Below are 12,462 nucleotides of genomic sequence, written 5' to 3'. Positions count from 1 at the left end.
TCTTCGGGTCTTCGGCTGCGCCGTTGCTATGACCGCAGGTGCTATCGTTTTGGTGGCGCGCCGCGCCGCCAGAAGGTTTCCGTTTCCACGGTCAGCGGGTAGCAGCAGTTCAGCTCTTCCCACTTCCCGCTGATGCTCTTTCGAAGTGCGCGCAGCCGCCGCTTGACCAGCGAGGGCTCTTCCACGTCCGCCAGGTAGGCGATGCGCACCACCGATGGCGACTTGCGGAGCTCTTCGAGCAGCAGTTCCATGCGCGGCTTCCACTGCAGGCGCATCTCCGTGGAATCGGGTTCGAACACCCCGTCTGCCACATCGAGACGCACCACGCGATGCACGGTTGCGCCGAAGTTGAAGCGCATCATCTTGCCGCGCGTCACCCGCTGGACACGGGGGTTTTCCGTGGTCACCCGGAAACCGGTCGGCAGCGAGCGATCATCCAGTTTCAGAATGAAGTTGCTGCCGCGGCTCTCGTTCGGGACGGCGGCACAAGTGATATGGAAGCGGCCATGCTCGTCGGTCTTGGCAATCAGTCCGCGAGCGGTGACCAGGCGTACGCCGGGCAGCCCCTTTTCGTTTCCGTCCTGCTCGCCGTCGAGGTTGGCGTCGTCGAACACCTTGCCGGTGATATCCGTGCAATCGAACGTCGGGTCCGGAACCACCCGAACCGTTGCACTCGCCTCGCCGGAAGCGTGCTCTCCATTGAGGCTGTTGATCGCCCGCGCCCGGTTGATGTATTCACCTTCCGACACACCGGATCCGACGACAAAAAGCATCTGAATGGTGTGCCGTGACTCGGCACCAAGCTCAAGGTTGGACCAGGTCAGCTGCAGGCCGTTGGCCTCCGGCTCCACCGGCTGCCCATCGATACGGCCCGAGCCCTCGACGTACTTGAAGCCCGCCGGGAAGTTATCGACGATGCTCAGGTCCTGCAGGGTGGTGCCGAGGGTATTGCGGATCGTGATCGTGTAGGGCACGTGTTCGCCACGGCTGACGTTGACCCGGGAGGAGGTCTTGGTGATGGCGATCGCGGCGTCGAGCTCCGGGTCGACCGGGATGTGATTGTTGAACAGCTGGCTCTCGCCCGGTACCCGGTTCCCGTCCAGTGTGAGATGCAGGTGATGGTTCGTACCTGGCGAACGCGCGCGCACGCTGAGTGCCGGTGCATATTCCGAGGTCTGCGCCTCACAATGTTCCGCGGTGGTGGCCACGGCGTCGTCGCTCCCGCCGAGGCAGCCCGGCACGGAGAATGCGGGGGAGCTCTCATCAGTCAGTGGCGGAATGATCCGTGACGGCCAGCCGGTATAGCCGGACGCCGGCGGAGTCACCCGAAGGGTGTAGTCGCCACCGGCCACGCAGGCCGGATCACTGAAGTTGATATCGAATTTGTAATGGCCCTGCAGTGAAGTGATCTGGCCCTGTTGGGACGGGTCATCGAAACAACTCCCGGGCAGCTCACTGCCCGCGCGCAGCATGGCCACGGCCGCACCGGCGATGGGCGTACGAAGGACCGAGTCGTAGACCACGCCGTTCGGCGTGATCGGCAGATTCAGATTGCCGACGCTGCTTCCTTCCGCGGCCGTGATATCCGAGATCCGCTGCAGCCCATTGGTATAGCTGGAATGGGCCTCGCCGAGCAGTGCCGTGTTGGCGCCCGCTCCCGGTGCACGGAACCGCAGCTCATAGGCACTCGATGCATCGGTCGCGGCAAGGCCCTGGATGCGGTAGGCACCGTTCTCGTCGGTGACCACACTGCCCAGCAGCCGGTTGTTTCGGTAGACATCCACCGACCACTCCGGGAGCAGGGATTCGCCAGCGTCGGCGACGGTGTTGAAGTTTGCGTCGTGCCATACCGCACCACTGAGACTGACCGCCCCCGGCGTGCCTCCAAGGTCGATCGAAACGCTGGAGGTCGCGGTCTGCACCGGCGTGTTCCAGGAGACCTCTGCGGTGTTGGTGATCGTCGTGCCGACGGCAAGTGCCGGATCAATCTGCGCCCGGAAACGCAGTATCGCCGATGCGCCGGGGTCCAGGACGCCGTAATGGGCCGAGTAGTCTGCAGTCAGAACCGGAGCGACAAAACTCACCCCGGTTGCCAGGCCATTCAGCAGTCCGGAACCCGACACATAGGTCAGCTGCCCCGGTACCGGCGTATCCAGGTCGTCGGTGATGACCACATCGGTCGCCGGCACGCCACCGATGTTGGTCACCCGAACCACGTACTCGAGCGTGGAACCCGGGACGGCAGCACCACCACCGACTACGAATACCTCTTTGCTGATCGACAGCTGCTGGGCATCACCGACGACCACTTCGGTCGGTTGATCACCGTTCGAATCGAGCCCATCCGCATCGGTTGGCTCGTCCAGCTGTTCATTGGATTGCACCACGCCCTGATTGCTGATGATGGTGCCACTGGCGACGCCGGCATTTACCTCCACATCGAAGGTGACGACTGCCGAGCCGCCGACGGACAGTGTGCCCTCACCCGCCGCGGGCAGCGGCGGCGTCAGATCGGACGAGCTGATGGCGATCCCGGAGGCCAGCGGCGAAGTCCCGCCATCCGGCTGTCCGACGGGCAAACCATTGAGTATCACCGAATCCGGCACGTAGCTGGTATTGGCCGGCACCGCATCCACCAGGACAGCTTCGGTAGCGGGCGCTGATCCCGTGTTGGTGACGACGATGCTGTAGCGCAGCAGATCACCGGGGTCGACGATGTTGTTCGAATTTGCGTCGTCGTGGAGAACCACCGTTTTGTGGGCATCGAGCAGCGGCACACTACCGACGATGTCGCGGGTCGGATCATCGGCGACCGTCGTATCCGGGTCGTCCGACGGCTCTTGCGGCATCGGCCCGCTGCCCGCCCCGTCGGCGCTGACGAAACCCTGGTTGGCGATGATGGTGCCGCTGAAGACATCGGCATCGATCACGACATCGAAGGTGATGGTCGCGATATTATCGCTCGTCGACCCGGCATCCGCGCGCATTACCCCCGGCGTAGGGTCCTCGGGGGCGTGGAGGGGAATACCATCCTGCAGCGGAAGGACGCCGGGGCTCTGGTCGGCGACGGGGGCACCATTCAGTGTGGTGCTTTCGGGCACGTAGCTGGTGTTGGTCGGCAGCTGATCGTGCAGGACCGCGTTGATGGCATCCTCGTTACCGACGTTCTTCACCGTGAGGGTGTAACGCAGGGTATCCCCGGCGCGCAGCTCGGACGGGTCATCGGAGATATCCAGCGAGCTCTTCCAGACCTCGAACGCCGGGGCCGAGCTGATCAGTGTGGAGGTCTCGTTACTGGTTGCAGAAGCCAGAGCATCCCCGGTCAGCTGCGCCTGGTTCAGCACGGTCGTGCCGCTGTCGATGGCCGGGGCGAGTGTCGCCTCGAAGACGATCGTCAGCGTATCCCCCGCATCCCCCTGTGGCGCCAGAGTGAGGTTGCGGATATCGACAATACCGGTGCCGTTGACACCACCCGTGGCGCTGGTGTTGGTGGTGTCGGCATTCGCGTCCGAAACGCTGAGCACCTGCAGGCTGCCCGGCGCAAAGTGTGCGGCCAGCTCATCCACCACCGAGGCGTTGTTCAGAGAGGCAATGCTCTCATTGCTGATCACCAGGGTGTAACGCAGGGTGTCGCCGGGCTGAGCGTTCGCACCCGGATCCTCTCCGGTGGTCGCATTCACGACGGATTTCACGAACGAGACCGCAAATTCGGTCATCAGGGTGGTGGTGGCCGGGCCGGTAAAGTAGTCGTTGACCTCAGGTGTGCCGGTGCCGTCACGCTCAAGCGTGCTATCACCATCCAGGCCGGTCCACTGGACCGTGGCACTGTTGGTCAGTTCCTGTCCGGCCCGCACACCGTCCAGCACCAGCACGTCGTAATCGAGGGTGACGACGGTCCCCTCGACCACGTCGATGTCGGCAGTGGCGTCGGCCAGACTCCAGGTCAGGGTCTGTGCGGTGCTGATACCGTCCCCGCCGTTGGTGCCGGGGTCGGTGATGGTGTTGCCGCCATCGACGCTGGCCGTACCGTTTTGGTAGGCCAGACCCAGACTCAGGCTGTCTTCAATCAGAAGGTCGAAGGCATCGGAGAAATCATCTCCCGCTTCCCCGCCGCCGGCGGTAAAGCTCACGCTATAGCGCAGAATGTCCCCGGGGTTGGGCGCCGCACCCGGGTTGGTGACGTTGGCCACCTGTTTGGCGATGGCCAGTTCCGGCTCGACGATGGTCAGCGGATCGGTGGTGGTGTAGCTGCCGCCGGGATTGGCTATGCCGCCATCGGTGATGGCGTACGTATAAGAGACGCTGTTGTTGAAGCTCGTGCCGGCGTTGGCAGCGGCATTGTTCGCCACCCGGGCAGTCACTTCGATGACCGCCTGCTCTCCGGCCGGGATCCGGTCGAGGACCAGATTCAGCTCGGTCGGAGCTACAGTCGCGTCGGTGTTGTCGGTAAGGGAAAGAGTATTGCCGCTGATCTCCGTGGCACCCAGGTATTCCAGGCTGCCGTGCATGGTATCGCTCACCACCAGATCATACAGGGCCGCATTCGCGGGATTGGCGGGGACCCTGATTTCGTAGGTGACCTCCTCGCCAATGGTCGCCTCGGACGTGCTGGTCAGCACCTTGCTCGGCGGGTCGATGGTGGCCTGATTGGTCATCCAGAACTCGGCCGGACCCACCAGCCCGTAGACCTGCCCCGACTGCAGCGGCAGGGACCAGTACTCGTCCAGGGTGACGCTGTTGTTCCAGGTCTGATCGGGGCCGAAGTCGGTATGGAAGCCGATGTCGTAGTCGACCGTAACGCACTGGCCGGGATCGACCGGCGTATTCAGCTGGATACTCAGGGAGTCGCCACGGCCCACCGGCGGTGTATAGCTGTAGTCGCCGGTGTCCAATACGGCGCCACCCACGGAGACCACCGGTATGGTGAGGCTGGTCTCATCCAGCTGGCTGGGAAGCACATCGGTCAGCACGACATCGTAGGCCGGGGCCTGACCGGTGCTGTTGCACGACTCCAGGCGGAACTGCATGGTATCGGTGGCGACATCGACGCTGAGCGGTGTCGCCGAGGTACCCACACGACCCTGGCGGTCGGTCTTGCTCAGGCCATCCATCACCGGCTGCCACAGCGTCAGGCTGGCCTCGCTCTCGAGTCGAGCCGGATCCAACACCGTAGTACCGCTCCCGTCCACGTAGCTCAGCGTGGCGCTGTTGGTCAGCGTGGTGGCAGGCTGCTGCGCAATTCCGGCATCGGGCAGTACCGTTGCAGTGTACTCGATGGTCAGGGTATCGACCGGCGTATCGTCACCACTCGGGGTGTTGGTAATGTCACCGAAATCCCAGGTCAGGGTACCGGTATCGCCGGCTACCGGTTGTGATGCCAGGGTGTAACCGAAGTCGCCACCCGAGCTCTGGGTAATGCCGATCAGGCTGTCGAAGGCCATGCCCTCCGGCAGCACGTCGGAGACGCTGACGCCTGCGGTAGTCCCTTCCGCCAGATTCACTTCCAGCTGATAGATAGCCGAATCGCCGATACGCAGCGTGGCATCACTGGCGGTGCTCGGCGCATCCACGTAGCTGTCGGAAACTACCGATTTCTCCAGGCTGTTGCTGTCGGTGACTTCAATGGTGGCGTTGGCCGGGCCGGCACAGTATTCGTCCGGTTCCGTTGTTGTGGGACAACCGGCGCCGGTCCGCTCATAGCTGCTTTCGCCGTTGAGTGAGGTCCAGTCGACCCAGACCTCGTTTTCAATCGTGGCGGCGGTACTGACCTGCACCTGTGCCTGGTAGGTGATCACCAGTTGACCATCGACCGGCACATCCAGGCTGCCGTCACCGTTGCCCTCGCCCCACACCAGCGGACCGTCCGGGGCGCCTGCCGGTGTAGACACAAACCCGGGAACCGCTGTGCCATTGATGGTGGCAGTGGGTGTGAAGCCACTGTAGAGCGTCAGCTCCGGCGGCAGGGTATCCGACACGTTGACGTCAAATGCCGTGGAACCACCGCTGTTATCCATGGTGACCGCATACTCGATAACGCTGCCGCCGGTGATCGGTGTGGCAAGCGGGGTCGCGGTCTTGCTCACGCTCAGTGCCGACTCGGCCACCTCCATGGCAGCCTCGCTGCTGCCGCCATCAACGGGTACGCCATCGCCATCCACCTGGCTGTAGGTGTAGGAGGCTGTATTGGTGAAGGTATCACCAGCATTGTTGGCCGTGGTGTTGTCCAGCCGAAGCGTAATACCGACCCGGATCTGCTCATTGGCCGGGATATCGATACCGTTCGCTGTATCCTCAATTACCAGGTTCGTGGAACCGCTGGTGTTGACCGGGGTCCAGGAGCCGGAACCCTCGATCTTGTCGATGCTGACCAGGGTCACATCCGCAGCGATCTGCCCGAGATCGTCGAGTAAGCGGACATCATGCAGTGCCGTCGGCAGCGGCTCGGCAGGCACCGTAATCGTATAGGTGAACTCCTCACCGATCGTCGCGTCATCGGGGCTCTCCTTCAGCGGTGCACCCGGTACCGGTGTGATCAGTTCGACCGTATCTATGTTGCTCGGGCCGTAGTGCTGACGCACGCCGCTGACCGTACCGGCCGTCGGCACTGCATCGTTATCAAAGGAGTAGTAGTCGGTTGCCAGTACCGAGTTGGCCAGGGTCAGGCTGGGGCCAAGGTTGTCATCGGCGTTGACGGTATAGGTGATACGCAGGGTATCGTTCGCCGGGATGGTGTAGGCATCGGCCGCACCGGTATCGAAATCCCAGATGGCAGTGCCGGTGGCCGGATCGAAGTCAGGTTGCAGCAGCGGCAGTTCGGTACCGGCAGCTACCAGGGTAATGCTGGTGGTGGTCACGCCACCCTGGCGCAGCCCCACCGGCAGGGTATCCTGCACCACCGGATCGTAGGCGGGTGCCGCACCCGTGTTAGTGACATCCACCGTATAGGTAATGAGTTCACCGGCGCTGATGGCGCTGTCGCCGTCCTCCGGCGCCGCACTTTTGCCGACCGTCAGATGGGGCTGCAGGAGGGTCGCGCTTTCGCCGTCGGTTTGGCTCGCCGTTTCGGTGGCGGTGTTGTAGTCCAGGGTCGCGGTATTGCTCAGCGTGGTGCTGTCGGTCTGGGCAAGGCTGTCATTCAGCACACGGGCTCGGTAGATGATGACAAACTTGTCATTACTGCTGTCGCCGTCCGCTGCATTGACGATATCGCCCAGGGTCCAGGTGACGGTACTCGTACCGCTGGCTGCATCGCCCCCCACGACCGGAGCGGCGATGTCCGCATGACTGAAAGGAGCCACTGCACTATAAGGAGCGGTGGTTTCCCCATTGATGCTCACCACCTCCTCGAACTGGAGCCCCTGAGGCAGTACATCGCTCAGTGTCAGGCCGCTGTGGCTGCCCTCATCGAGCTGGATACGCAGCTCGTAATCGATGAGGTCGCCCACACGCACATCGGTCCCCGCCTCCCAGGTGTCGGTCACACGGCTCTTGGTGAGAGTGGTGCTGTCCAGCGTGTTCAGCGTGGTGGTAGCCGGACCGGTGAAATAGTCGTTGACGTTATTGACGTCCGGAGCGCCGCTGCCGTCACGCTCGAAAGCGTCATCACCATCGATACCGGTCCACTGCACGTTGGCGCTGTTGGTCAGTTCCTGTCCGGCCAGCACGCTGTCCAGCACCAGCACGTCATAGGTCACGGTGAGCGTGCTTCCTTCAGGCACGTCGATGTCCGCTGTGGCGTCGGCCAAACTCCAGGTCAGGGTCTGCGCGGTGGTAATACCGTCGCCGCCATTGGTCGCAGGGTCGGTAATGGTGTTGTCCGTTCCATCCACAGTGGCCGTGCCGGTCTCGTATACCAGGCCAAGGCTAAGGCTGTCTTCAATCAGGAGATCGAAGGCGTCGGAGAAGTTTGTCCCGCCGCTGGCGGTAAAGGTCACGCTGTAGCGCAGGGTATCCCCGGCCTTGGGCGCTGCGTCCGGACTGGTGACGTTGGCCACCTCTTTGGCGATGGCCAGCTCCGGCTCGACGATGGTGAGTGCACCACTGTCGTCGGAAGTGTCGGCGTCCACCGGCATCCCTTCATAGGTATAGGAAGCCGCATTCCTGAAGCTGGTGCCGGCATTGGCATCCGCGTTGTTCGCCACCCTTGCCGTAAGCGTAATGATGGCCTTCTGACCCGCCGGGATGTGCTCGACGGCCAGTTCCACGCTATTCCCGACACTGCTGTCTACCAGAGCAACAGGGTCGCCGTTCAGATCGACTGCAGTCGCACCAACATACTCGAGTGCAGCATGTAACTCATCCGTCACCACCACATTTTCGAACGCCGCGTTGACCGGTTCACCGGGTACTCTGATGGTGTAAATCACCTCTTCACCGATGGTCGCTTCATTCGGCGATACCAACTCCTTGGACAGCGGCTCCACGTTGACCAGATTGGTCATCCATACCTGCGCTGATTCCGTGGAGGTGTAGCTACGGCCATCTGTCGGCAGCGACCAGTACTCCGCCAGCTGAGCTGCATTATTCCATGTCGTTTCACTGGTGAGGTCGGTATGAAAGCCGATGCTGTAGTCGACCGTAACGCATTCGGTCGGAGCGACGGGGGCGCTATCAAGCAGGGTAATCCGCATCTCACCTTCGCGTGCGGGTACCGTCAGGGAGTAATCGGAACCCTCCTGCAACGTGGTGTCGCCGATCTTCACCACCGGAGAGTTCGCTGTCAGATCGGCTTCGTCCAGCTCCCCGGCGAGCAGGTCCGTGATCACCACTCCGTAAGCCGGCGCCAGACCAGCGTTACAGGAAGAGAGCTGAAAGAGCATCTCATCGTTGGCGATGTCGACCTGATAGGGATCGAGTTCGGTACCACTGCCCGTGCGATCGGTGCCCAGATCCACCTTGGTGATGGCGCTCATCTGCGGCTGGCGCACCTCGATCGTCGTGGTCGCCGTCAGGCGGTCGGGATAGACTTCGGGATCACCGCCGGTATATGTGAGCGAGGCGGCGTTGTCGAGCAGGATGGAGGTGTCGTAGCCCACACCCACATCCGGGTCATCAACAACGACCTCCGCAACATAGCGGATCACCAGTTGATCAACGGACGTACCATCAGGCTCGTTGGTTATGTCGCCGAAGTTCCACTCCAGGAGACCGGTGTCGCCCGGCTGCGGTGGCGTTTCGAGGCTGTAAATGAAGTTGGTGCCGCCGTGTTCGATGCTGAAGCTCTCCAGGGCCATCCCTGTCGGCAAGGTATCCTGCACCACGACACTACCCGTCGTGTACTCCTGCAGACTCAGCGTCAGCTCATAGGTAACGGTGTCACCGACCCGTAGCACACGATCGGTAGTGCTTGCCGGCTCCTCTCCATAACTGTCGTCGATAGCCGATTTGCTGATCGAGGTGTTATCGACCGTGTTGATAGGGGAAGCCGTAGCCGGTCCGAAGCAATAATCATCGAGCGCGGTGGTGACCGGGCAACCGTCGCCGCTACGCTCGGCGGTGCTGCCGCCGTCCAGCGAAGTCCAGTCCACGTGGACGCTGTTGGTGATGTCGGTACCGGTAACCGACTCAACTGTCACTCGATAAGTCAGCACCAGCGTTTGATCGGCAGGTATATCGAAACTGCCGTCACCGTTCTCCCCGCCCCAGACCAGATCACCATTGGGCAGCGTGGTCGGTGTGACAACAAAGCCGTCGACATCGACGCCTTCGATCTGTGCGGTGGCGGAGCCGGTAACCAGGGAGACATCGGGCGGGAGGGTATCGACCACACTGGTATCGAACGCGGTGGAGTCGCCGTTGTTGGTGATGGTAACCGCGTATTCGAGTACATCACCGACGGTGGCTGCGTCCGTCGGCTGTTTGTCGGCTGGCGAGAAGAAACTGACCGCCTTTTCGGCCACAAGATCCGGCTCGACGATGGTCATTTCACCGCTGGTATCCCCGCCACCCGGCATGGTGGTGGTGCTGTCGTCGTTGCGACGGTTGTAGGTGTAAGAAGCACTGTTGACGAAACTTAAACCGCTCTGATTGCCTTCCGTATTGAGCAGCTCGAAGGTGATTTCGATCTCCGCCTGGCCACCGGCGGGAACGTCGATACCACTGATCGTATCCTCGAGCACCGGTGCGGTAGCTGTGCCGGTGTTGGTGAGCGTCCAGTCACCTCCGGCGAGCACCTCGGCCCCCACAAATTCCATTTCCACGTTGTCCGGGAGGACGTCCTCGACCCGCACGTCGAAAAGGGACACATCAACCGGGTCCGCCGGCACAGTGATGGCGTAGCTGAACCGCTCACCAATGCTGGCCGTGTCCTGAGTTTTCGCCTTGGACAGAGGACCGGGCGTCTGGATGGTCACGATGGTGGGGTCTTCGTCACCTATCGTAGTGTTGTCGTCCGGATCATCGGGGGCGGCCACACCGTTGAGATAGGGGTCATCGCTGATGGCGACAAAGTCGTCGTCGGTGTTCGCGGGGGTACCCTGATCGGCTGTGAGGCTCGCCTGATTGTGGGCCTCAGTGCCCGTTGTCAGGGTATCGAGCAGGGTGATGTCGAACTCGACAATGAGTTCGCCCAACTCGTCAACATTAAGAGGAGTGCCGGCGGCACCGGTAACCACCAACTCGTTACCGGTCAGGCTGAAAGTGGTGTTCGCAGGGCGCGTCACCATCGAGAAACTCGACAGGTCGAAACGATCGGAATCCAGCGAATCGGTAATGGTGACGCCGTCGATGGTCTGGTCGACGTTGAACAGGCGCAGCTGGTAGCGCAGCGTATCGCCCGGCGCGGCAGTCATGTCCGGACCAGGACCAACGCCTGTATCCCGGTTGACTACGGTTTTCTCGAAGTAGTAGCCGGACAGGCCGGTAGTAACGCTGTAGCTGTCCTGGTGATCGTCAATGCCCGGGGTGCCGTCATTGAGTGTTCTGTCGTACTGTCGGCGGTTACCGAAACTGCTGGCGGCATTGAACCAGCGGGTGGCACCCGCGATGTTGGTGAGCGTTTCGCCATCGGCAGAGGTGTCGGAGTCGAGTTGCGCGGAAAAATTGATTAGCAGATGCTGGCCGGGTGCGATTTGGCCCCCATCCTCCGTCACCGTCAGACTAAGATCGCAGCTATTATAATTGACGAGATAGTCAGTGCCTGCCGTCAATGGTCGTAGCGTATTGCCGCCAGCATCGGTGATCTCTGCCGTGAGTCCGGGAGTGAGAGTAAGCGGGTCATACTCGCACATGCCGGCGCCAGCACCGTTGTCGGGCAAGATGTCGTCAATGGTGACCTCCCAGGCATCCTCACCGCCGATGTTCTGCACATCGATGGTAAAGGGGGCAACAACACCGATATTGAGAGCCGTCGCGGTACTCTCCTTGGTGACCAGCAAATCGGGCTCGGCGATGGTCATGTACTCCGTTACCCCGGACTCGCCAGGAAGCGGATTGAAGTATTCGCCCTCATCCTCGATACCGTTTTCGTTGACATCGATCCAGCGCGCGAACTCCCACGAGGCCGTATTTCTGAACATCGTCCCGGCGGTGTTGGCTGGCGTGTCATCAAGAACGACGGTCAGCTCAATCATCAACTGTGTATAAGCCGGGATGGAGAAGTCCGGAGGAAAACTGAACTCGAGCTGCTGGCCACCGCCGTCGGAGAAGGTGTAGTCCGTACCGGATGTGAGCGGCGAATCCGGCGCCTCCTTCCAATAGACCTTGTGCTCCAGATAGGTCAGATCGGCGCCGATGGCAGCCGTCGACAGGTCATCACGGATGGTGATGGTTCCCAGGGGGTTTGGGGAACCGGTGTCATCAAGCACGCTGCCGGTCGCCGGGTCATAGAAGACCGGAATCGCCATGGTGTAGGTGAAGGGGATACCAACCGTGGCAGTGGGTGCCGGGTTGCTTTTATCGATTTTCTCCACCGGAATGACCAGATTCTGGCAGGAGCTGTCCATGATTTTGCTGGCCGATCCGTTGGTAAACCAGATCTTGTGTTCATGCGTGGAGTTGCACGACATGTTGCCGGTATGAGTGACATTATCGAATATCACCAGGTGCCTGGTGTCGGTTTGGCCAGGCGACGTATAAAAGCTGATGTTACTGATCAGTTCGTTGGGGTCCTGAAAGTTCCTGATGGTGCAATTCGTGTCGATGTTGATCTGGGAAGGAGCAGGGTTGACTACGGTACCGTCAATCACACCCCCGTGAGAGGAACAGTCGTCCGCCTGGGCAGAGGAGGCCGCACCCACCAGAAAGATGAAAAGAAGCAATAGTTGGAGACCAAGCCCAAAACGGCGGGGGGACGCATCAGTCTGCTTGCAAAAACCACCGGCCGCGGCACGCCCGAACGGGCCCCTTTCAAGCAACACGGTGTTGTCCGGACGTGCCGCGAACGCCGAAACGAGATTCTGCGAACACCAACCCCTCATCCCGGAATACATCCCATGCGAAGCTGAAAAGAGCGGCACCACGACG

The 12,462-nt window shown here is 61.5% G+C and carries 1 protein-coding gene; it reads right to left on the bottom strand.

All coding sequences use genetic code 11. The features are described 5' to 3' along the window. Positions 1 to 41: 41 nt before the first annotated feature. The gene (locus BLP65_RS13235; RefSeq protein WP_175452576.1) at positions 42 to 12,257 is read right to left on the bottom strand and encodes an isopeptide-forming domain-containing fimbrial protein; all 12,216 of its coding nucleotides are present in this window, start codon (positions 12,255 to 12,257) and stop codon (positions 42 to 44) included. Positions 12,258 to 12,462 lie beyond the last annotated feature (205 nt).

The organism is Thiohalomonas denitrificans, from assembly GCF_900102855.1.
Classification (GTDB): Bacteria; Pseudomonadota; Gammaproteobacteria; order Thiohalomonadales; family Thiohalomonadaceae; genus Thiohalomonas; species Thiohalomonas denitrificans.
Note: the sequence above shows the minus strand (reverse complement) of the source record. Positions and strands in the feature narration are given on the sequence as shown.